This window comes from Planotetraspora sp. A-T 1434 (assembly GCF_025420585.1).
Taxonomy (GTDB): domain Bacteria; phylum Actinomycetota; class Actinomycetes; order Streptosporangiales; family Streptosporangiaceae; genus JAOEGB01.
The window spans coordinates 108,793-130,154 of sequence record NZ_JAOEGB010000018.1 but is presented as its reverse complement, the minus strand read 5'-3'; the positions used below and the strand labels follow the sequence as shown (position 1 = coordinate 130,154).

The 21,362-nt window shown below is 71.6% G+C and carries 23 protein-coding genes; 10 read left to right on the top strand and 13 right to left on the bottom strand.

Going from position 1 to position 21,362, the window contains the following annotated elements:
* Genes N5079_RS23280 through N5079_RS23265 form a run of 4 tightly spaced genes read left to right on the top strand, consistent with a single transcriptional unit; the run spans window position 1 to window position 4,332 of the window.
* Window positions 1-1,497, top strand: a complete 1,497-nt coding sequence (locus N5079_RS23280) for an AMP-binding protein (RefSeq protein ID WP_261586105.1) — start codon at window positions 1-3, stop codon at window positions 1,495-1,497.
* Window positions 1,494-2,738 (top strand): cytochrome P450, encoded by a 1,245-nt coding sequence (locus N5079_RS23275; protein WP_261586104.1) that lies wholly within the window; start codon window positions 1,494-1,496, stop codon window positions 2,736-2,738. Before N5079_RS23280 ends, N5079_RS23275 begins: the two co-directional genes overlap by 4 nt.
* 2 nt (window positions 2,739-2,740) lie before the next feature.
* Window positions 2,741-3,817, top strand: coding sequence for an LLM class flavin-dependent oxidoreductase (locus N5079_RS23270; RefSeq protein ID WP_261586103.1), 1,077 nt, complete (start codon window positions 2,741-2,743; stop codon window positions 3,815-3,817).
* Window positions 3,814-4,332, top strand: a complete 519-nt coding sequence (locus N5079_RS23265; protein WP_261586102.1) for an NADPH-dependent FMN reductase — start codon at window positions 3,814-3,816, stop codon at window positions 4,330-4,332. The genes N5079_RS23270 and N5079_RS23265 overlap by 4 nt, the downstream gene beginning before the upstream one ends.
* On the opposite strand, the gene N5079_RS23260 is transcribed toward N5079_RS23265, so the two are convergent.
* From N5079_RS23260 to N5079_RS23245, 4 genes are all read right to left on the bottom strand, one after another.
* Complete coding sequence (locus N5079_RS23260) at window positions 4,321-4,800, bottom strand: hypothetical protein (protein ID WP_261586101.1); 480 nt, start codon at window positions 4,798-4,800, stop codon at window positions 4,321-4,323. The genes N5079_RS23265 and N5079_RS23260 overlap by 12 nt on opposite strands.
* A 141-nt stretch (window positions 4,801-4,941) precedes the next feature.
* Window positions 4,942-5,376 (bottom strand): hypothetical protein, encoded by a 435-nt coding sequence (locus tag N5079_RS23255; RefSeq protein WP_261586100.1) that lies wholly within the window; start codon window positions 5,374-5,376, stop codon window positions 4,942-4,944.
* A 557-nt stretch (window positions 5,377-5,933) separates the two neighbouring features.
* Window positions 5,934-7,223: an MFS transporter gene (locus tag N5079_RS23250; RefSeq protein ID WP_261586099.1), complete on the bottom strand. Its 1,290-nt coding sequence runs from the start codon at window positions 7,221-7,223 to the stop codon at window positions 5,934-5,936.
* Between the two features lie 117 nt (window positions 7,224-7,340).
* On the bottom strand, window positions 7,341-8,117 hold the full coding sequence (locus N5079_RS23245; protein ID WP_261586098.1) for a hypothetical protein: 777 nt from the start codon (window positions 8,115-8,117) through the stop codon (window positions 7,341-7,343).
* Between the two features lie 51 nt (window positions 8,118-8,168).
* Here N5079_RS23245 and N5079_RS23240 point away from each other — a divergent pair, with 51 nt between their 5' ends.
* On the top strand, window positions 8,169-9,032 hold the full coding sequence (locus N5079_RS23240; protein WP_261586097.1) for a TIGR03619 family F420-dependent LLM class oxidoreductase: 864 nt from the start codon (window positions 8,169-8,171) through the stop codon (window positions 9,030-9,032).
* Here N5079_RS23240 and N5079_RS23235 read toward each other — a convergent pair.
* Genes N5079_RS23235 through N5079_RS23225 form a run of 3 tightly spaced genes read right to left on the bottom strand, consistent with a single transcriptional unit; the run spans window position 9,026 to window position 11,769 of the window.
* Entirely contained in the window at window positions 9,026-10,012 is a 987-nt protein-coding gene (locus N5079_RS23235) for a phosphotriesterase (RefSeq protein WP_261586096.1), read from the bottom strand. The two genes, N5079_RS23240 and N5079_RS23235, sit on opposite strands and share 7 nt — an antisense overlap.
* 8 nt (window positions 10,013-10,020) lie before the next feature.
* The gene (locus tag N5079_RS23230; RefSeq protein ID WP_261586095.1) at window positions 10,021-10,827 is read right to left on the bottom strand and encodes a phytanoyl-CoA dioxygenase family protein; all 807 of its coding nucleotides are present in this window, start codon (window positions 10,825-10,827) and stop codon (window positions 10,021-10,023) included.
* A gap of 18 nt (window positions 10,828-10,845) precedes the next feature.
* Window positions 10,846-11,769 carry a TIGR03621 family F420-dependent LLM class oxidoreductase gene (locus tag N5079_RS23225; RefSeq protein WP_261586094.1) on the bottom strand — a complete coding sequence of 308 codons (924 nt, stop codon included), beginning with the start codon at window positions 11,767-11,769 and terminating at the stop codon, window positions 10,846-10,848.
* Between the two features lie 122 nt (window positions 11,770-11,891).
* On the opposite strand from N5079_RS23225, the gene N5079_RS23220 reads away from it, so the two are divergent.
* Genes N5079_RS23220 through N5079_RS23210 form a run of 3 tightly spaced genes read left to right on the top strand, consistent with a single transcriptional unit; the run spans window position 11,892 to window position 16,488 of the window.
* Complete coding sequence (locus tag N5079_RS23220; protein ID WP_261586093.1) at window positions 11,892-14,006, top strand: hydantoinase/oxoprolinase family protein; 2,115 nt, start codon at window positions 11,892-11,894, stop codon at window positions 14,004-14,006.
* On the top strand, window positions 14,003-15,706 hold the full coding sequence (locus N5079_RS23215; RefSeq protein ID WP_261586092.1) for a hydantoinase B/oxoprolinase family protein: 1,704 nt from the start codon (window positions 14,003-14,005) through the stop codon (window positions 15,704-15,706). Before N5079_RS23220 ends, N5079_RS23215 begins: the two co-directional genes overlap by 4 nt.
* Window positions 15,703-16,488, top strand: a complete 786-nt coding sequence (locus N5079_RS23210) for an SDR family NAD(P)-dependent oxidoreductase (RefSeq protein WP_261586091.1) — start codon at window positions 15,703-15,705, stop codon at window positions 16,486-16,488. The genes N5079_RS23215 and N5079_RS23210 overlap by 4 nt, the downstream gene beginning before the upstream one ends.
* 3 nt (window positions 16,489-16,491) lie before the next feature.
* Here the strand turns inward: N5079_RS23210 and N5079_RS23205 are convergent, their stop codons facing one another.
* The 5 genes from N5079_RS23205 to N5079_RS23190 form a co-directional block, all read right to left on the bottom strand.
* Window positions 16,492-17,736, bottom strand: a complete 1,245-nt coding sequence (locus N5079_RS23205) for a cytochrome P450 (RefSeq protein WP_261586090.1) — start codon at window positions 17,734-17,736, stop codon at window positions 16,492-16,494.
* A 142-nt stretch (window positions 17,737-17,878) separates the two neighbouring features.
* The gene (locus N5079_RS23200) at window positions 17,879-18,595 is read right to left on the bottom strand and encodes a histidine phosphatase family protein (protein ID WP_261586089.1); all 717 of its coding nucleotides are present in this window, start codon (window positions 18,593-18,595) and stop codon (window positions 17,879-17,881) included.
* An 18-nt stretch (window positions 18,596-18,613) separates the two neighbouring features.
* Window positions 18,614-19,114 (bottom strand): hypothetical protein, encoded by a 501-nt coding sequence (locus tag N5079_RS23195; RefSeq protein ID WP_261586088.1) that lies wholly within the window; start codon window positions 19,112-19,114, stop codon window positions 18,614-18,616.
* Complete coding sequence (locus N5079_RS35610; protein ID WP_410007823.1) at window positions 19,108-19,221, bottom strand: nucleotidyltransferase domain-containing protein; 114 nt, start codon at window positions 19,219-19,221, stop codon at window positions 19,108-19,110. The genes N5079_RS23195 and N5079_RS35610 overlap by 7 nt, the downstream gene beginning before the upstream one ends.
* A 12-nt stretch (window positions 19,222-19,233) precedes the next feature.
* Complete coding sequence (locus tag N5079_RS23190; protein ID WP_261586087.1) at window positions 19,234-19,764, bottom strand: HAD domain-containing protein; 531 nt, start codon at window positions 19,762-19,764, stop codon at window positions 19,234-19,236.
* A gap of 176 nt (window positions 19,765-19,940) precedes the next feature.
* Here N5079_RS23190 and N5079_RS23185 point away from each other — a divergent pair, with 176 nt between their 5' ends.
* Both N5079_RS23185 and N5079_RS23180 read left to right on the top strand, forming a co-directional pair.
* The gene (locus tag N5079_RS23185) at window positions 19,941-20,165 is read left to right on the top strand and encodes a hypothetical protein (RefSeq protein WP_261586086.1); all 225 of its coding nucleotides are present in this window, start codon (window positions 19,941-19,943) and stop codon (window positions 20,163-20,165) included.
* A 187-nt stretch (window positions 20,166-20,352) separates the two neighbouring features.
* Entirely contained in the window at window positions 20,353-20,658 is a 306-nt protein-coding gene (locus tag N5079_RS23180) for a hypothetical protein (protein ID WP_261586085.1), read from the top strand.
* Here N5079_RS23180 and N5079_RS23175 read toward each other — a convergent pair.
* Window positions 20,651-21,262, bottom strand: coding sequence for a class I SAM-dependent methyltransferase (locus tag N5079_RS23175; RefSeq protein WP_261586084.1), 612 nt, complete (start codon window positions 21,260-21,262; stop codon window positions 20,651-20,653). The genes N5079_RS23180 and N5079_RS23175 overlap by 8 nt on opposite strands.
* Window positions 21,263-21,362: the final 100 nt, after the last annotated feature.

Sequence of the window (21,362 nt, the reverse complement as noted above, 5' to 3'; positions counted from 1 at the left end):
ATGAACGGAGTCAATATGGCCGTACTGCTGGACGGATTTCCCCGTGAGGAAGTCGCCCTTGTCGACGACACCGGGTCGTCGACCTGGGGTGAGTTCGCGGCCCGTGCCGATCTGTGGTCGGGGGTTCTGCGCGGCGCCGGGCTCCGTACGGGTGACCGGGTGGCCGTGGTGCTGGGTAACCGGCGGGAGACCTACGAGGTGCTGTTCGGCTGCCTGCACGCGGGACTGGTCGTGGTGCCGATCAACTGGCGGCTGACCCCCCCGGAGATCGCCTACATCCTGGCCGACTCCGAGGCCGCCCTCGTCGTCACCGAGCCCGCGTATGCCGCGAACGTCGCCCAGGCCTCAGGGGGCGTCACCGTACTGGACTGCGAAGCCGACCTCGCGGACCTGCCGTCGGCGGACGGCGAGCCCGTGGCGGGGGCGACCCTGCTCTACACCTCGGGGACGAGCGGACGCCCGAAGGGCGTCGTCACCACCCTGCTCAAGGTGGGCGCGCCGATCGATCGGGTCGCGGCGACCGCGACCGCCCTCGGGGACTGGCTGGAGATCCCGCGAGGTGGCCGGAGCCTGCTGGTCGGCCCCTGGTACCACTCGGCGCAGCTGTTCTTCACCCTCTACCCGCTGCTGCGCGGCTGCTCGGTGGTGATGCGCCGCAAGTTCGACGCGGCCGAGACCCTCGCCCTCATCGACCGGTACGGCGTGACCATCTCCCACCTCGTCCCCACCCAGTTCATCCGCATGCTGCGCCTGCGCGACACGACGTTCGGCGGCACGAGCCTGGTCCGGATCTGGCACGGCGGCGCGCCCTGCCCGCCCGCCGTGAAACGGGACATGATCGACTGGTGGGGCCCCGTGTTCCGGGAGTACTACGCGGCCACCGAGTCGGGCATCGTCACCCTCATCGACTCGCCGGCCTGGCTCAAGAAGCCGGGCAGCGTCGGCCGGTCGCTGCCGCCCAACGAGGTGGTCATCGTCGACGCCGACGGGCAGCCGGCGCCGCGCGGCGTCGAGGGGCGGGTCGGCATCCGGCGTAACCCGAAGCGGTCCTTCAGCTACCTCAAGGCCCCCGAGAAGACGGCCGAGGCCTACGTGGCGCCCGAGGTTTTCACGGTCGGCGACGTCGGCTACCTCGACGACGAGGGATACCTCTTCCTCACCGGGCGGTCCGTCGAGATCATCGTCTCCGGCGGGGTCAACATCTACCCGGCCGAGATCGAGGCCGCGCTGCTGGCCCACCCCGGCGTGCGGGACGCGGTCGTCATCGGCGTCCCGGACGCCGAGTTCGGCGAACAGGTCAAGGCCCTCGTCGAACGCGAACCGGGCAGCGAGGTCACGGCCGCCGAATTGGACGCGCACTGCCGGACCGAGCTCGCCGGGTTCAAGGTCCCCCGCTCGTACGACTTCGTCACCGGCCTGCCCCGTGAACCCACCGGCAAGGTGGCCAGGCAGGCGCTGCGCGAGCCGTACTGGGAACACGCGGGACGGCGCATATGAGCACCCTGCTCGCCGATCCGGCGACCTACGCCGAGAGCGTGCCGTTCGAGGAGTTCGCCCGCCGCCGCCGCGACGATCCGGTCGCCTGGGTCGACGAGCCCCAACTGGTGGCGCACGCGGCCGACGGCACGGCCAGAACCCGGCAGGGGACCGGTTACTGGGCGGTGACCAGGCACGCGACCGCGCACGCCGCGTCCCGCGACCCGGCGCTGTTCTCCTCGGCCGAACGCGGCGCGTTCCTCGCCGACCCGCGCAGCCGCGCCGACCTGGAACGCAACCGGCAGCTGCTGATCAACATGGACGCCCCCCGGCACACCCGGATCCGGCGGCTGGTCAGCGCGGCGTTCACGCCGCGGGCGGTCGCCCGGCTGCGCGAATCCGTCCGCGACCACGCGGCGACCCTGGTGAAACAGCTTTCGGCGGCGGGCGGCGGCGACCTCGTCACCGACCTGGCCGCCGAACTGCCGCTGCTGGTTCTCACCGACCTGCTCGGCATGCCCCGCGAGGACCGGGGGCTGCTCTACACCTGGAGCAACAACCTGGTCGGGTTCGACGACCCGGAATTCGGCGGCGGCCAGATCGACGTGTACGCGCGCACGTTCGCCGACGCCTACGCCTACGCGGCCGAACTGGCGGAGTCGCGCCGCCGCGACCCGGGCGACGACCTGTTCACCCGGCTGGTGGCCGCCGAGGCCGACGGCAAGCAGCTCACCAGACGCGAACTGGCCCAGATGTGGCTGCTGCTGGTCATCGCGGGCAACGAGACGACCCGGCATCTGATATCCGGATCCGTACTCGCCCTGCTCGACCACCCGGCCGAGCGTGACCGGCTCGCGGCCGACCCCGGCCTCGTTCCGTCGGCCGTCGAGGAACTCCTGCGCTGGGTCACCCCCATCATGCAGTTCCGCCGTACGGCGACCCGCGACACCGTCCTCGACGGCCGCCGGATCTCCGCCGGGGACAAGGTCGTGTTGTACTACATTTCCGCCAACCGGGACGAGCGGGTGTTCGGCGCCCCCGACACCCTGGATCTCGCGCGGACCCCCAATCCGCACCTGGCCTTCGGCATCGGCCCGCACTTCTGCCTCGGTGCTCACCTGGCCCGGCTGGAGGCCGCCGAACTGCTCCACCAGCTGCGCCCCCTCCTGCCCGGACTGCGCCTCGCCGGTCCCGTGCGGCGGATGCGCTCCAACTTCATGAACGCCATTACGTCCATGCCCGTCGAGTTCACTGAGAGGTAGTGATGTCGTTACATCTCTACTGGTTCCTCCCCTCGCACGGCGACGGACGGGACCTGGCCGAACGCCGTGGCGGGCCGCGCTCCACGACCATCACGCGGCGCAAGCCCACGCTCGGCTACCTCGGGCAGGTGGCGCGCGCCGCCGACCAGCTCGGATTCGAGGGTGTGCTGACCCCCGCCGGGCTGTTCTGCGAGGACGCCTGGGTCGTCGCCTCCGCGCTCGCCGCTCAGACCGACCGCCTCAAATTCATGATCGCCATTCGGCCCGGCCTCGTCGCGCCGCTGCTGGCCGCCCAGATGGCGGCCACCTTCCAGCGGATCTCCGGCGACCGGCTCCAGTTCAACGTGGTCATCGGCGGCGACCCCGACGAGCAGCACCGCTTCGGCGACTGGCTGGACCACGACGCCCGCTACGAGCGGGCTGGCGAGTTCCTGCGGATCCTGTCCGGGGTGTGGGACGGCAAGCCGTACACCTTCGACGGCGTCCACTACCAGGTGCGCGACGCGCTGCTGACCAGACCGCCCGCCGTGCCGCCCACCGTGTTCCTCGGCGGTTCGTCCGGCGCGGCGCGACAGGCCGCGGCGGAGCACGCCGAGGTGTACCTGACCTGGGGTGAGTCGCCGGGAGGGCTGGCCGGGATGTTCAAACAGGCCAGGCAGGAGGCCGAGGAACACGGGCGCGCCCTGTCGTGCGGCACCCGGCTGCACGTGATCACCCGGGAGACGGCCGACGAGGCGTGGGCGGAGGCCGACCGGCTGATCGCGGGCCTTGACGCCGAGACCATCGCCGCCGCGCAACGCCGGTTCGCGGCGTCGGAGTCCGAGGGCCAGCGGCGGATGGCCGCCCTGCACGGCGGCGGCCTGGAGATCTACCCCAACGTCTGGACAGGGTACGGCCTGGCCCGCCCAGGCCCGGCCGCCGCACTGGTCGGCAGCCATGCCGAGGTCGCCGACCGGATCGCCGAGTTCCACGCGGCCGGTGCCGACCACCTGATTCTGTCCGCGCAACCGCATCTGGAGGAGGCCTACACCTTCGCCGAGGGCGTCATGCCGATCCTGCGCGCGCGGGGGCTGCTATGACGCCGTTCCACGTGCTCGTCGGCAATCCGAAACCGCACTCGAGGACCCGGCAGATCGCCGTGCACTCGGCGGACGCGCTGGGGGCGTCACTGGGCGGGACGGTCGGCGAGCCGCGGCTGATCGATCTGGCCGAGCTGATGGCCGACCTGCTCGGGCAGTGCAACGGGCGAGGTGGCCTGGACGAGATCCTGACCGCGGTGCGGACGCCCGGGGGGTTGCTGCTCGTGGCCAGTCCCACGTTCAAGGCCGCCTACACGGGACTGCTGAAACTCTTCATCGACCTGCTGCCGAAGGGCGGCCTGCGGGATGTGGTGGCCGTGCCGCTGATGACGGCCGCCAGCCCTCGGCATGGTCAGGTCGCCGAGACCATGCTCCGCCCGCTGCTGGCGGAGGTCGGCGCGAGCGTGCCGACTCAGGCGCTGTGCCTGCTCGAAGCCGAGTTCGACGCGCTCGACGGCAAACTCGGCCCGTGGCTGGAGCAGGCCGTGCCGGTGCTGCGGCGTTCACTCGGCTGATATGGCTCCCCGGCGGCGCAGCCGGCCGATCCACCCCTGTGCCGTGTGACTGGGGACGTCGTAGTGCTTGGCGACTCCGGCGATGCTGCCGGTGTCGGCGTAAACCGCCTGCAGTTCGTCCGGATCGGGCATCTTGCGGTATGCCCTGGCGCCGGGAACCGCCATCGCCGTGGCCGCCGCGCGGCGTGTGCGGCGCGGGCGCGCGGGGGCCTGGGCGGCCGGCGGCGCGGGGGGCGTCAGCGGCGCCGCGGGCGACGACTGGGTCGCGAACGCGCGGGCCAGGCTCTCCAGATCGACCGAAGGAAGGTCGCCACTAGTGAGGTCGGCCCCCGCGGTGGCCCGCACGGTCAGCTCGACGACGTGGGGCTCCCCGTGGACCACCTCGATGCGTACCACCATCTCTGGCCGAGTCGCGCGGGCCGCCTCTTCGTCGGCCTCCGGCGCGATCGTCACCGTATAGCGCTTCACAGTCTCTCCCGGAACCTCAAACAGGACTCATAAGACCAGTGTGAGGCCCCCGTGGGGAAGCTGCAAACGCGATAGTGCTAACAGGATACTCCAATCGGGGGCCCCACCTCTAACCGTACGCGGTAGAGGAAGACCAGATGGTCACGAACAGGACCCACATCGGGGTCCGACGAGTGCCGAGGCCAGATGGCCGACCACGTACCGGTCGGCGGGCGGGGCGAGTCTGGCCAGGTCGTGAAGGGACGAGACGTACGGTCCCGCGGACGGCCGCGCCGTGGGCATCCCAGATACGGGATAGAAGAGCACCGCGGTCCTCGGCTGTGCTTCGGTGAGCAGCACGATGACCCGGTCGCGCAGCACGGCGGGCATCAGGATCAGGTTGCTTGTGCTGGTGCTGTGCTCGCTGTCGCACATGGTGTCCACCAGGAGCGTGGAGCCGTCCAGGCGGATGCCCGGGTTGAGATCGGAGAGCAGCAGCGGCAACCCGCCGTTCGCCAGTCGCGACATCCGATAGCGCAGGTCGGCCTCCAGCACGTCGCGCAGGCGCGCGCGCGTCTCCCAGGTGTGGGTGCGCACGGCCCAGGTGGCCGGACACGGGCGGGCCGTCGCCGGCCGGGGCCGGCAGCGGGTGACGTGAACATGTGACGCTGAGTCATGGCCGACGCCGGGCCGGTTATTTGAATTCTTGACGAAAAATAGGCCGGCAAGCGCACTCGCAATTGGTGCGACTTTGAGCTGAAGGCTCGCGGGTTGTTTTGTCTCAATTAACAACCGCATAACCATCTCGGACTCCTGGGTCGGGGGCCTGCCCAGCTAGATACAACTATCACCCGATAAACAAGGCGGTCAATGCTCGCGAATCCCTTTCGACGGCCTGGTGTCCATTCAGTGGAGGGGCGTCAGACGGTGCTCGGCGAACGTAGCCAGGTGCCGATCCCGCGAGAGCTGCGTGAATGGCATCGATCGCCGTCAGGTGCGGTCGATCACCGCTTCCTCTGCGACAGGGAAAACTGAGGGCGTGTCTCCGGCCTGATCACTTCTGTTCACGCTCGCGTTACATCGGCGACAAGCTCAGTGCGCTCCGCGCGCGAGCGGGTGCGAGTTACTCGGTGAGCTTGAACGTCATGGCCGCGTCAGCGGAGGGCGGGGGCCTGCTCGGCGGGGGCGCGGCGGAACAGGAGCCCCTGCACCGGAACGGTGACGGCCCTGCCGAGCCGGACCTTCGCCAGGCGGGCCAGGACGACGGCGGCGACCAGCGTGGCGGCCATGACGGCCATTCCCGTGGTGCCCAGGGTGAGGCGGGGGCCGATGCCGTCGCAGAGCCAGCCGAGCAGGGGGCCGCCGATCGCGCCGGCGCCCGCGCTCACCACGCCCTGGACGGCGATGACGCGCCCGCGCATGTGGTCGGGGCTGTCGAGCTGGACGCGCGCGCCGAACGTCGTGTCGATGATCACGGCGCCGACGGCGATCGGGGCCATCAGGGAGGCGAAGGTCGTCATACCCGGCATGATTCCGCTAGCGGTCTGCGCGACGCCGGTCAGCAGAGCCGTGGTGAGCAGCAGGCCCAGCGTGAGGTGACGACGGCCGGCCGCGATCACGCCTCCGCCGACCGTGCCGATCGCGAAGATCGTCGACAGCAGGCCGTACCCGCCCGCTCCCGCGTGTAGCGGGCCCGCGCTCATGGCGGCCATGGTCACCTGGTAGTTGCGGCCCAGGCTGCCCAGGACCAGCGCCAGGGCCAGCAGTACGGCGAGCCGCGGCGTGCGGAGCACGTAGGAGAGCCCGGCGCGCACGCCGGCCGCGCTCGCCTCGGTGGGCGCGAGCCGGTGCATCTCGGAGGAGCGCATGGCGGCGATCGCCGCGATCACGGCGAAGAAGCTCGCCGCGTTGATGAGGAACAGGCCGCCAGTGCCGGTGAGGGGGAGGAGCACTCCGGCCAGGCTCATGCCGAGGATGCGGCCCGCCGAGTTGATGACCGAGCCGAGCGCCATGGCGTTGGGCAGGTCCGCCGGAGGGACCACCTCCGCGCCGAACTTGCCGAGCGCCGGGCCGCCGATCGCGCTGACCACGCCGCTGGCGAGGACGAGGCCGTAGATCGGCGTCATCGAGGTGGGACCGCTCATCGCGACGCAGGCGACGGTGGCGGCGACGATCGCCTGGGCGATCTGCGTGACCAGCACGACCGGGCGGGTCGGGAGCCTGTCGGCCAGGGAGCCGCCCCACAGCCCGAGCAGCAGCGTGGGAAGCGCCTGAAGCACCAGGCTCAGGCCCACGCTGGTCGCCGAACCGGTCGCGGACAGGATGAGCCAGTTGACCCCGAGCACCTGCATCCAGGTGCCCGTGACCGAGACGAGGTCGGCCCCTGCCCAGAGCCGGTAGTTGTGGTGGTTGAGAGATCGCAGCGTCGCCGCAGGTAAAGGCACGGTTTTGCCCCTCTTTAGGCCTTCTCGGGAGTCCGAACACCGTGCTAAGGGGCATAGATTCCGATTTGTCGTAAATGTGCGATATATCACGCACTTGTCATGGTTTAGAGCAGGCTCTCAAGCTCGCGGCGGGTGCGGCGACAGACGGGATCCGGGGAACGGCGCGAGGAGTCCTTCCTGCCATGGGCCTGTGAGGAACTGGCGCGCGGTGCGCCGCCAGGCCGGGAGGCGCTCGTCGGCCGGGACCTCGTCGTCGAGGCCCAGCGCCGCGTCGTGGGCGCGTTGCACCGCCAGGTGCGAGTCCAGGTCGGTGCCCCAGAGCGTCACCACCTCGCTGTCGGAGAGCAGGACCTCGTACAGGCCGACGAGCCGGTGCCTGTAGTCGGCCAGGATGGCCGCCCGCTCCTCCCGCACCGCCGCCAGGTAGTCGGCCGCGGCGCCGGGCCGTACGGTGGCGACCTCGTAGAGGAAGAACGGCGCGGTGTACCGCTCGGCCCGCAGTCGCCGCAGGTCGGGGGTGCCCTCCACCGCCCCCATCGGCCGTGAGTAGGCATGATGGCGCAATCCGTCGATGTCGGAGAGGAACAGCCGGGGATCGACGTCGTCGTAGATGTTCATCATCTGGCGCCAGCCGCCGTCCCAGCCGCCGGCGCAGTCCCACAGCGTCACGGCCTTGAACTGGACGTGCCCGGTGATGCCCACGGCGTAGAACGCGCCCACGAGGTCGATGTCGCTGGAGCGCACCGACAGTCCGCTGGTCAGCTCGGACGCGCCGGGGTCGCGCTCCTCGTCCTCCCGCTTGTAGCGGGTCAGCCAGCTGAGGTAGTCCAGCGGCCGCCGTGACTCCATTGGATGGAAGTAGACCTCTTCGAGCAGGTATATGCCGCGGCGCACCGTTGACCCCTCTCCGTACGCACCAAGCGCTTGCTTGATATGCTCACGTTCATGCGCTTCGGAGTCAACCTGGGGCTGCTCCACCCGGCGGTCTGGACGGACGTGGCCGTCGCCGCCGACGAGCTCGGCTACGAGTCGGTGTGGCTGCCCGAGCACCTGGTCCTGACCACGGACATGGCCGACTCCGGCTACCCGGGGGCGGCGGACGGGCGCCCGCCGGTGCCGCCCGAGACGCCGCTGTTCGACGCGCCCGTCTTCCTCGCCTCCATCGCCGCGCGCACCCGCCACGTGCTCCTGGGCACCTATGTCTACCTCTTCGGGCTGCGGCACCCGCTGGTCGCGGCGCGGGCGTTCGGCACGCTCGACTGGGTGTCCGGCGGGCGGGCCGTCGTGGGCGTGGGCGCCGGGTGGATGGCGGCGGAGTGGCGCGCCCTGGAGCTCGACTTCGCCACCCGCGGCGCACGTCTCGACGAGGCGATCGAGGTGGCGAAGCGGCTGTGGACCGAGCCGGTCGTCGGCCATCGGGGCCGGTTCTACTCCTTCGACAAGGTCGTGTTCGAGCCGAAGCCGATCTCCCGGCCCCACCCTCCGCTGCTCGCGGGCGGGGAGAGCGCCGCCGCGCTGCGCCGTGCCGTACGGCTCTGCGACGGGTGGATCAGCATGCCGCACACGCTGGAGAGCGCGCGGCCGCAGATCGAGCGCCTGCGGCGCATGCTCGACGAGGCCGGTCGCGATCCCGGGCCGTTCCAGCTGACGGTGAGCGCCTTCGAGGCGCCGCCGGAGCAGGTCGCGGCGTTCGAGGAGCTGGGCGTCCACCGGCTGATCGTCCGTCCCGCGCGGCGGTCCCGGCAGGCGGTCGAGCAACTCGCCGCCTTCGCCGGCCGCTACGGCGTCTCTCCGGCTCCGGGTCAGTAGCCGCCCTGGCGGTCGAAGATCCGGCGCGGGTTCTCGACCAGCATCGTGTGGATCTGCTCCTCGGTCACCCCGCTCCGCCGGAGCGCGGGCAGCACGTCCTGCGAGATGTGCAGCATGTGGTAGTTGGGGAACATCGCCCGCTGCGCCGCCACGTCGACGCGGTCGCTGAAGCAGAACGCGTCGTGCGAGAGGACCATCCGATCGGCGTGCCCGCGATCGCACAGCGCGGCCACCGTCGCCACCCGGCTCTCGAACGGGCAGATGCTGTCCACGCCGAACCGGTCCATGCCCAGGTAGGAGCCGTTCGCGATCAGCTCCTCCAGGTAGGCGAGGTCGGTCGAGTCCCCGGCGTGGCCGATCACGACCCGGCTGAGGTCGACGCCCTCGGCCGCGAAGATCTTCTGCTGGTCGAGGCCTCGCCGGGTGCTGGACTCGGTGTGGGTGGAGATCGGCGCGCCGGTCTCCCGGTGCGCCTGGGCCACCGCGCGCAATACCCGCTCCACGCCCGGGGTCACGCCCTGGTGGTCGGTGGCGCACTTGAGGATCCCGGCGCGCACACCGGTGCGGCCGATGCCCTCGGTGATGTCGCGCACGAAGAACTCGACCATCCGCTCGGGGCCGCCGAAGATCGTTCCCGGCCCGCGATGCGCGAAGTAGCCCGGCAGGGCGTCGTAGGTGTAGACGCCGGTCGCGACGATGATCGTGATGTCCGTCAGCTCGGCCACTCGTTGCACGGCCGGGACGAACCGCCCGAGGCCGATGACCGTGAGGTCGACGATCGTGTCGACGCCCGCGCGCTTCAGCGCGTTGAGCTTGCCGGCGGCCTCCCGCGCGCGTGCCTCCTGGTCCCAGCCCTCGGGGATGTCGGGCCAGTTCCACAGGATCTCCGGAGACAGACCGAAAACGTGCTCGTGCATGAGCGTCACGCCCAGGGCGCGGGTGGGCACGGCTCCCCGCACCGTCTGGACCGTGTTCGCCATGACCGCCGTCACGATCGGGGCACGATCGGGAAGGCCGGGTGGTCGAAGACCTCGTTGACGCGCAGGCCCAGATCGTCGGTCTGCTTGAACGGGGACCCGGTGTAGAGCGTCCCCGCGTCGAAGTAGGTCCAGGCGAAGGACAGGCGGGGCGTGCCGTACGCGTTGGGGGCGGCGCCGTGGATGGTCAGCGCGCTGTGGACGGTGGCGTCACCGGCCTTGAGGTCCAATGGCGGCGAGAGCTCCAGATCGGCTATCCACGGGTGCTGGCTGATCGCGTCGTCGCCGTCCCTGGCGAACGACCGGCCGAGCGAGCCATAGAGGTGCGAGCGGTCGTAGAACCGCAGCGAGCCCATGCCGGCGGGGATGTCGACCAGGGCGAGCCAGACGGTCAGCATCGAGGAGCGGTCCATGGGAAACCAGGGGAAGTCCTGGTGGAAGGTGGTCGGCCCGTGCGCGCCGCCCACCGGCTCCTTGACCAGGAGGTTGTTGATCTGCAGCCGCACGTCCGGCTCGCCGGGCAGCAGCCGCGCGGCGTTGCCCGCCATGACGGGGGAGAAGACCGGCGCGGCGAAATCCTCGTCCGCCTCCGCGAGGCCGCGGTTCTGGCCGAACGCCTGGGCGACCGCCGAAACCGACACGGTCCCACTCGCCCCCTCTCGCGAAGCCCCGTCTCGTAAAACAGAGTGCAGTTCGCGGGCTTTCCGGGCCATTCGCTCGATCAGGCCGGGCTCCACCAGCGCGGGCGCGTGGAGCCATCCGTGCTCGGTGTAGAAGGCCGTCTCCTGGCCGCTGAGGCGGCGGACGGGGTCGCTCATCGGGTCCTTTCCACTGCGTCAGGTGCCCGCCAGCGCCTCGACGACGGGCAGAAACTCGCCGAGGTCCTTTTCGTTGTGCAGGACGAAGTAGTTGAGCCCGTGCTCGTCGCGCCAGTGCCGCAGCTTGTCGATCCGGTCGATGACGCCGCCGGGCAGCACCTGCGGCGTCTCCGCCTGCGGTCCCACGTTGGCCGCGCTCCAGCTTTCGAGCCTGTCCTCGTCGCCGACCTGCTGGACGCTTGTGCCGATGTCGAGCGCGGCCCAGCGCTCTCCGGCGGCTTCGCGGATGATCTCGATCTTCTCCGTGAACGCCGCGAGGCCGGTGTCGCTCTCGTCCGGCGCGCTGCCGTCGGCCCGCATCCGCACGGCCAGGTTGATCGCGTCCGCCTCGCGGGCCGCCAGCCGGAGCATCCGCGGGCCGCCGCCACCGAGCAGGATCCGCGGGTGCGGCCGCTGCGCCGGCAGGGGATCGCACTCCAGCTCGTCGATCCGGTAGTGGCGGCCGGCGAAGGAGTACGGCCCGCCCCGCCACAGCCCCTTGAGCACCTGGAGCGCCTCGGCGAGCCGTTCGATCCGATCGGCCGGTGGGGCGAACGGCAGCCCGGCCTTGTCGTAGTCCGCCCGCATCCAGCCGGTGCCGATTCCGAGCTCGAGCCGGCCGCCGGAGAGGAGGTCGACGGTGGCCGCCTCCTTCGCGAGCGCCACGGGGTGCCGGTAGTCGTTGGAGAGCACCATGGTGCCCACCCGCAGCCGGGAGGTCGCGCAGGCGGCGGCCATCAACGCCGGCATCGGCGCGAACCGGGGGCCCACGAAGTGATCGGAGACGAAGAGCACGTCGAACCCGGAGTCCTCCAGGATCCGCGCCTTGCCGGCCCACTCCCGGCCGCTGCCGGCCAGCCGCACGACGGCGCCGAACTTGAAGGGACGGCGGGTCGGACGCATGCGGCTCCTTCTGGCTGTTCTCCCCGGTTTTGGCCGAGCGCTTGCTTGGCACATCCTAGGATCGGGCGTGCCCGCGGTCAACGATATGGACAAGCGCTTGCTCGGCTAACTAGCATTCGGGCATGCCTGGGCATGTCATCGCGGCGGACGTGGGCGGCACCTTCACAGACGTCGTCCTGGTCCGGCCGGACGGCACGCCGGTAGTCGCCAAGACGCTGAGCACCCACGAGGATCCGGCGGAGGGCATCCTGACCGGGGTCCGGTCGGTGCTCGAATCCTCCGGGACCGGCCCGGCCGAGGTCGGGCGGTTCGTCCACGCGACGACGCTCGCGACCAACGCGATCCTGGAGCGCACGGGCGCCCGGGTGGCCTTCGTCACCACCCGCGGCTTCCGCGGCCTGCTCGCCCTGGGCCGTTACGCCCGGGTGGAGGAGGACCGCTTCGACATCCTCTTCGAGCCGCCGCCTCCGCCGGTGCCGCTGTCGCGCTGCTTCGAGGTGACCGAGCGCCTCGACGCGCGGGGCGGCGTCCTGGTGCCGCTCGACGAGGCGGACGTGCGCCGGGTCGCCGGGCGGATCGGCCGCCTCGACGTCGAGGCGGTCGCGATCTCCCTGCTGCACTCCTACGCCAACCCGGCCCACGAGCGGCGGGTGGCGGAGATCCTCGCCGAGGCGCTGCCGGCGGGCGTGTCGCTCGCCGTGTCGTCGGAGATCTTCCCGGAGTCGCGCGAGTACGAGCGCGCCACCACCACGCTGATGTCCGCCTACGTGGGCCCCATCATGGTGCGCTACCTCGGCCTGCTCGAACGGCGACTGCGGGACATCGGCATCGGCGCCCGGGTGCAGGTGATGGAGTCGAGCGGCGGCGTCCTGTCCGCCGCCCTCGCCGGACGGCGCGCGGTGGCCACCATCGAGTCGGGACCGGCGGCAGGAGTGGTCGCCGCCCAGGCGGTGGGCCGGCGGCTCGGCCTGCCCGACGTCATCTCCTTCGACATGGGCGGCACCACGGCCAAGGCCTGCGCGATCCGGGGCGGCGTCCCCGACCTCACCCGTGAGTTCCACGTGGGCGGGAAGGGCAGCTTCGGCGGGCGGCGCGCGGGCACGGGCGTCCCCATCAAGATCGCGGCGATCGACCTGGCCGAGGTCGGCGCGGGCGGCGGCAGCGTCGCGTGGGTGGACGAGGGCGGGGCGCTGCGCGTGGGCCCCCGTTCGGCCGGATCGCGGCCCGGACCCGCCTGCTACGGCCTGGGCGGCGTCAACCCCACCGTCACCGACGCCAACCTGCTGCTGGGCTACCTGGACCCGGGCAACTTCGCGGGCGGCACGCTGACCCTCTCTCCCGAGCGCGGGGCCGAGGCGATCGAGCGCGTGCTCTCCGTGCCGCTCGGCGTGACGCCCGAGGCCGCCGCCGCGGCGGTCCACGACATCGCCAACGCCGTCATGGCCGCTGCCGTCCACGTCGTCACCGTGCAGCGGGGCATCGATCCCCGGGCCTATCCGATCGTCGCCATGGGCGGCGCCGGGCCGATGCACGCGGCCCGGGTGGCCGAGAGGTTCGGCATCGTCAGGATCGTCGTGCCGGCGGCCTGCGGAGTCGGCTCGGCCGCCGGGCTGCTCGCCACCGACCTCGCCACCGACCGGGTCGGCACCCGGGTGGTCGCCCACGCCGACGCCGACATCGACGCCGGCATCGGGCCCACCTACGCGCGGCTCACCGCGGAGGGCCTGGCGGACCTCGGGGTGACCGGCCGGGACCCCGGCGTCGTCGTCGAGCGCACCATCGACATCCGCTATCGCGGCCAGGCGCACGACCTCAACATCGCGTTGCCTCCGGGGGAGCTGACCAAGGCGGTGCTGGACGGCGTCGTCGAGCGGTTCTACGAGCGTTACCTCGCGGCGTACGGCATCGCGCCCCGTGACCCCGTCGAGTTCGTCGGCTACCGCGTCCGGGTCACCCGGCTCGTGGCTCGAGACGCCGCGCAGGCCCACCACGTCGCGCCGGCGGCCGGCGCCACCGGCGCCACCGGCGGCCCGGCTCGGAGCAGGCCCGCGTGGTTCGCCGAGGCGGGCGGCTTCGCCGACACCCCGGTCTACACCCGCGCCGCCCGGCGCGGCCTCCCTCCCCTGGCCGGTCCATTGCTGGTCGAGGACGCCGAGGCCACCGTGGTGGTGCCGCCGCGCTGGACGTTGACCGTCGACGCGACCGACACCATCACTCTGAGCCGGGAGCCGTCATGACCACTTCTTCGGGCAGGGACGCGCTGACCGCCGAGGTGCTGCGTCACTCGCTCATGGTCGCCGCCGAGGAGGCCGGCATCGTCGTCATCCGGTCGGCCTACTCGACCTTCATCGTGGAGGGCTCGGACGCCTCCGCGGCGATTCTCGACCGGCATGGGCGGCTGATCGCCCACTCCGTCGCCACCACGCTGATGAACAGCATGGCGCTCTCGGTGGCGCTGCCGGAGGTGCTGGCCGACCACCCGGCCGAGAGCATGCGCCCCGGCGACGTCTTCGCGCTCAACGACGCCTACCGGGGCGGCATCCACACCAACGACATCCTGGTCTTCCGCCCGATCTTCGTCGGTGACACCGTCGAGTACTTCAGCGGCACACTCATCCACGTCTCCGACCTCGGCGGCGCCTCCGCGGGCGGCATGGCCGCCCTGGCCACGGACATCTTCGCCGAGGGCCTGCAACTGCCCCCCGTACGGATCGCCACGGCCGACGGGCTCGATCCGGTGATGGAACGGCTGCTGCGGCTCAACAGCCGCACCCCGGACCTGGTCATGGGGGACGTGCGGGCGCTGATCGCCGGGGCCGGCACGGCGGCGCGCCGGATCGAGGAGCTTCTCGCGGAGTACGGCCCGGCCGAGTTCCGGCGGAGCGTGGCGGACTACCTCGACTACACCGAGGCGCGGACCCGCCGCGCGCTCGCCGCGCTGCGGCCGGGCACCTACCGCTCCGAGTACGCCATCGACGACGACGGCGTCCACCCCAGCCTCCACCCTGGCGCGCCGCCGCTGGTCGTGCGGGTGGCCGTCACCGTCGCCGGCGGCTCGGCCGTGATCGATTTCGAGGGCACCGACGCGCAGGTCGCGGCGGCGGTCAACTCCAGCCTGTCGCAGTCGCTCGCGGGCGCCGTCTTCGCGATCCGCTGCTTCCTCGACCCCACGCTGCCGATGAACGCCGGAGGGCTCCGCCCGCTCGACATCCGGCTCCCGGCCGGCTCGCTGCTCAACGCGCAGTCGCCGTACCCGTGCGGCGGCCGGTTCCTGCCGGTCTACGCGGCGATCGAGGCGATCATGCAGGCGATGTCCGAGGCGGCCCCGGACCGGGCGATCGCCGCGTCTGGGATCCTCCAGCCGTTCAGCATCGCCGCCCGGCAGGCGCCGTACTGGATCCATCTGGCCTACGACTTCGGCGGTGTGGGTGCGCGCGCCGGGAAGGACGGGCCCGACGCCACCGGGGTGCACTTCGGCATCGGCCGCAACTCCGTCCCGCAGACCGAGCCCGTCGAGACCCGCTGCCCACTCGTGGTCGAGGCGGTCGAGTTCATCCCGGACTCCGGCGGACCGGGGCGATGGCGTGGCGGGCTGGGCAGCCGCACGACGTTCCGGCTGCTCGCCGACGCGGACGTCACCACCCGCGGCGACCGGTTGCGGACCGCCCCGCCCGGCCGGGACGGCGGCCGCCCCGGACGCCTCGGCGGCTTCTTCCGCCGGACGCCGGACGGCACCGTGGAACGGCTGCCCGCGAAGAACAACAACGCGCACTTCCGGGCAGGTGAGGCGTTCATCGTCGAGACGACCGGCGGAGGCGGCCTCGGCCGGCCGGAGGAGCGGGACATCGAAGCCGTCCGGGCCGACGTCGCGGACGGGCGGGTGACCCGGCTCGGGGCCGAGCGGGACTTCGGCGTGGTGATCGGCGACGACGAGTGAGCGGCGACCTGGCGGAGGACTTCCGGCACCGGCCCGGCGTCGCCGTGGTGGCGGGGGCCAGCGGCGGCATCGGCGGCGCGGTCGCCTCGCTCCTCGCGCGGCGCGGCAGCGATCTGGCGATCACCTACCGGAGCAACGCCCGCGCGGCCGCCGATGTCGTCGCGGACGCCCAGGAGAGCGGACGCAGGGCGGCGGCCTGGCGGCTCGACCTCGCCGACGACGCCGCTGTGGCCGCCTTCCTCCACGAGGTGGCGGCGGCCTACGGCGGCATCCACACGATCGTCTACGCCGCCGGGCCGCACGTGCCGATGAGGCACCTCTCGGGGGTGAGCCCCGCCGAGTTCCGCCGGCAGATCGAAGGCGACGCGGTCGCCTTCTTCAACCTCGTGCAGCCCGCGCTCCCGCGTCTGCGCGCGACCCGGGGCAGCGTCGTCGCCGTGACGACGGCCGCGACGCGCCGGTTCCCGGTCCGGGACGGCCTGTCGGCGGGCCCCAAGGGGGCGGTCGAGGCGCTCGTGCGCGGCCTCGCCGCCGAGGAGGGACGCTTCGGGGTCCGGGCGAACTGCGTGGGGCCGGGCATGCTGACCGGCGGGATGGCGGCGCGGCTGATCGAATCAGGCGAGCTCGGCGAGCGGGCGCTCGAAGTGACGCGCGCCAACATCCCGCTGCGCCGGTTCGGCAGCACCATGGACGTCGCCGAGGCGGTCTGCTTCCTCGCCAGCGACCGGGCCGGTTTCATCAGCGGCCAGGCCCTCGACGTCGACGGCGGCTACGGCGCCTGACAGTCAGGATCGCTCGTCCCACTCGACCGGTAGCGTGGCCAGGCCGCGTCCGGTGACGCTGCGCCGGTAACGGATCGGTTCGCCGGCCACGAGTCGCAGGCTCGGCAGCCTGGCGGATAGCACCTCCACGGCGATCACCATCTCCAGCCGGGTGAGCGCCGCCCCGACGCAGTGGTGGATGCCGTAGCCGAAGGCCATGTGCTGGGCGGCGTTGGGGCGGGTGATGTCGAACCGCTCCGGATCGGGGAACACGGTCTCGTCGTGCCCGGCCGAGTCCTGGCTCACGAAGACGAACGAACCGGCGGGTATGGTCACGCCGTCCACCTCGATGTCGGTCGCGGCGAGCCGGAAGATGCCGGTGGCGGCGCCGTCGAAGCGCAGTGCCTCCTCCACCGCGTTCGGGATGAGCTCCGGCGTCCGGGCCATCTCGGCCCAGTGCCCGCCCCCGAGCAGCCGGTAGGCCGCGTTGCCGATGCCGTTCGGCACGGTGTCGTTGCCGCCGAGCAGCAGCGCGCTGATCTGCTCGACCACGTCGAGGTGGTCGAGCCCGTGCGGAGGCGCGCCCACGGACCCGGCCATCAGGCCGGCGAAGTCGTCGCGCGGTTCCGCGGCACGGCTCCGGATCAGCGCGTCCACATAGTCGAGGTAGTCGAGGAAGCTGCGGGCCAGCGCGGGCTGCCGGGCCGGATCGTGCCGGGCGAGGAAGAGCTGGAACCAGTCCTCCACCCACTGCTTGACCTGGTGCTCGTCCTCCCGCGGGATGCCGACGAAGACGCTCATCAGCCGTGCCGGCGCGAACGTGGCGAAGTGAGCGGCGAAGTCGGCCCGGCCGTCGGCGACGACCTGGTCGACCGACTCGTGGACGAGCCCGCGGTACTGGTCGGCGAGCGCGGAGACCGCGCGGGGGGTGAAGGCCCGCGACACCGCCCGCCGCAGCCGGGTGTGCGCCGGCGGGTCGACGTTCGCCACGAACCGGCTGAGGAAGGCCCCCCGGCCGCCCAGCAACTCGCGTACCTCGCCGGTCAGCCGGGTCGACGCGGTGAGGATGCCGCGGGAGGAGAAGCGCTCGTCGTCGGCCAGCGCGGCGCGCACGTGGCCATAGCGCGTGAGCACCCAGGCCTCGAGGTTCTCGCTGTAGAACACCGGCCGCTCGCGGCGCAGGCGGCGCAGGAACGGATACGGATCGCTGACGTGCCATTCGGATGTGACGTCGTAGTCGTCGGCGGTCGCAGCGGCGGTGAGGGTCACGCCGGCCTCCTCAGGCCCAGTGGACACAAGCAAACGCTTGGTTGATTCTACACGGCACGGAGGTGATCGAATGCGTGGCCCTGCCGCTGCCGCTCGTCGGGGGAGTGGCGTCGCCGCTCAACCGCCCTTGGTGATCAATGACTCAGCCGGGCAGATGGGAACGGTCGTCGTAGGCCAGGAGCCGGTAACCGTCAGGGGCGCGCCGCCAGGTGGTGATGGAGCCGTTGCCCGCCAGGCCGTTCCCGGCGATGGCGAGGATGTCGGCGTCGGTGAGCCGTTCGAGGATCTGCCGGAAGAACAGCACGACCGCGTCGTGGGCCACGATCAGCACACGACGGTGCCGGTGGTCGGCCTCGATGTCGGCCAGGACGCCGCGGAGCCGCCCGGCGACATCGAGGAACGACTCACCGCCGGGCGGCCGATAGCGCAGGGTGTCGCGAGCCTCCTTGGCCGGTTCGCCGGGAAACCGCTCCCGTACGACAGCCGGGTGCAGGTGCTTGAGCCGTCCGCGGTCGCGGTCGCGGAGCCGTCCGTCGACTCGATGGCAGGGCAGCGGCCGGCCCGCGGCGCCGAGCTCCCGCTCGGCGACCTGCCAGGTCTGCCCGGCCCGCAGGTACGGCGAGCACCACACCATGTCGGGGGCCTCGTCCTCGGCGAGTGCGGCCAGCCACCGGCCCACGGCGGCTGCCTGCCGTTCACCGAGATCGGTCAGGGAGATCGCCATGTCGTCGGACGGGATGACCGTCGTCCCGTCGATCTCGGCGGCGGCGAAGGCGGCGTTGCCGGTGCTCTGGCCGTGTCGCACCGCGTACAGCAGGCCGGCGGGGCCGGACCGCTCGGGGTGCGGGCAGGTCGTCACGATGCTCCTCCAGCGGGGTCAGCGGCGGGGGCCGCCGTAAAGCGAGACCCGCTCGTCCTTCTCGTGGTCGAACTCCTCGGTGAGGAAGAGGTCGCGCCGCCAGGGCGCGCAGGCGATGTTGACGGTCCACTCTTCGTAGTACCACTCGATGCCGGCGCCGCTGAAGCGGAAGTTGGCCCGGTAACGGGCCCGCTCTCCCGGACGGAGGAGGAACACCTGCCCCGGGTGCCGAGTCGCCGGATACGCGGCCCACACCGGAGACCGGACGACTCGGAGCCCCGACGGCGGCGCTTCCTCGAACCGCAGCCCGTTGAGCCGCCCCGGCAGGGCGTGGGCGCTGCTTGCGCTGGTGGTGGCATATCCGGTCCGGTCCTCGGCGAGCACGTCATGGAGGAGAAGAGGCCCGTCCGGCATCGGCGGCAGCTCCAACGCCGAGGGGATCTCGCGCCGGCGCGCGGCCTCGCCCGCACCGCGCCCCCGCTTGGTCCACCGGACCATGACCCGCTGCACGATCACCATGTGCGGCCGACCAGGGCGTCGATTCCCCAGCCGCCACCGACCCAGACCTCGCAGCCCGCCGTACGCAACAGGGTCAGGACGCGCAGGACTTCCGCTGCTTCGAACACGGCACGAGCCTGTCATCCGGACCCTCCGGAGGTCGATCGATTTTCGGCTCTCAGCGACGGAATCATCAGCCATTCACGGGCCCTGCCGAGATGGTCATCGGTGAGCCCGGTGCGGGGGTCGACTTCCACGAGGAGGAAGTCGCTCACGCCGGGGTGCCGGGTCAGGTACTCGTGATCCGCCTCGACGAGGTTGTCGTCGAACCAGACGAACGGACGGTGCCGGACGTAGCGGGCGATGCCACGGGTCTTCATATGCTCGCCGGTTAGCGACGCCGGATCGCCCATGACCGGTATCACCGGCAGGTACGGCAGGCCGATGCGCGGGCCGATCTCCTCGTTGGCCCGGTCCTCCCAGGTGGTGGCCCATGCAAGCTCGGCGCCGGTCGCTTCGGCCAGGTTCCGGAGCCGGGAACCGTCCCGTGGGTCGAGCAGGACCTTGTACGGCTCGCCGTCCAGGACCCCGTCGTAACGGCGGAAGCGCGGCGACGACCTGCGGGAGGGGTTGAGCACCCCGTCCACGTCCAGCAGGATGAGCGGCCTCATCAGGCGCTCAGCGTCGGGCCGAGGGCATGCTCCAGGGTCTTCACGGGACGGCCTTTCTTACGGCATGGACAAAGGGGAGAAACCCACGCGGTTACCGTAGTGCCAGACCAAGATTCAACGGGCGTCGTCACGGTGAGCGGGGCGTCCGTTCTGCTGTCGGTAGAGGGATGGGGCGCGTGGAGCTGATCGCGGCCGGCAGGACCGCCCTTGCGCCGAGCCTTGCTCCGTGGGCTGGCTCGGGCCGTACGGTCGCCGAGGGCCAGGTGTCGGCAGCGAGGCTCGCCGCGGCGGCGGAGTTCCGGATCGCCGACCCGTCGGTCTCACCCGAGGAGGCCGACGTCGTCCGCCGAGACCTCGCCGGTCTTCCCGGCTGGGTCGAGGGGTCGGCCCGGGTGGTCTGACCGACCCGAAGGCGCTCGCTGGAGGGGACATCCTCGATTCTGGTCACCCACGGCCAACCACATGACGGCCGACCTGCACACCGGCACCAATGAAATCGCAGGTCGCGGGGTAAGGAGGGTGATGCCGCAGGTCTAACCCAAAGGAATTGAAATGACAAGTCGTTGTGGGGCAAGTGGGATTTCCGGCGTGGCCGTACGGCTATTGCCGTTGACCGCGCTCGCGATCGTGATGTCGGGGGCCGTCACGTCGCCGGAGGCGGATGCGAGCGCCGCGTGGCCGCAGGGCTCGCATGGTCAGCAGGGCAACGGCAACACCCACAACGAGAACGGCAAGCGCCACAAGAGATATTCGGCGGTGAAGAGCCCGACCATCATGCGCGGCACGCAGCAGATTTCGATCAGTGTCAGTGAGAAGACCTATACCCAGGCCGCTTTCTGCAAGAAGACGCCACACGCCTGCAACATCTCGCAGAAGGTCCAGCCGTTCAACTAGCTCCGCGTGATTTCCGGGCGGCGCCCAGGACATGGCTTACCCCGTGGGAGGCGAACCGGTCGACGCGCCCGACGGCGTAGCCCGCCTCCTCGATTGCGATCACGGTGGCCCGGGCGGGGTGACAGCCGCCGCAGGCCTGCGACCACACGGGGGTCACGAGGCTCTCAGCCATCGCCGCGAGCGGGTTGGCCGACCGCACGTGCTCGTAGAACCGCAACTCGCCACCGGGCCTGAGGACTCGCCCGATCTCGGCCAGGGTCCGGCCGAGGCGCCGTGCCGTACAAAGGACGAGCGAGCAGACGACGGCGTCCACGGACTCGTCCGGCAGGGGAAGACGGCTGAGATCGGCCGGGGTGACCAGATCGACCGGGGCGGGGGCGTCCGAGCAGACCGTCCTGACCGTCGGAAGCAGGAACGGGTTGGGTTCCGCGACGACGATCCGGGTGACGGCGTCCGGGTAGCAGGTGAACTTGACGCCGTCGCCCGCGCCGATCTCCAGCACCGTCCCGGTGAGACCCTCAAGGAGACGCCGGCGCTCCTCCGTCGGCCGCGTGGACGGGCCGTGACCGGCGTACACGGAACGCGGATGGTGGAACTGCTCCATGCCGCGACCATGCCGCGGCCTCATGTCCGGAGGTCGGTCCTGCCCGAGCGAACGCGTCGTCATGAGGCCACTATGGAGGCGCTCGTCACGCTCCGGCGGC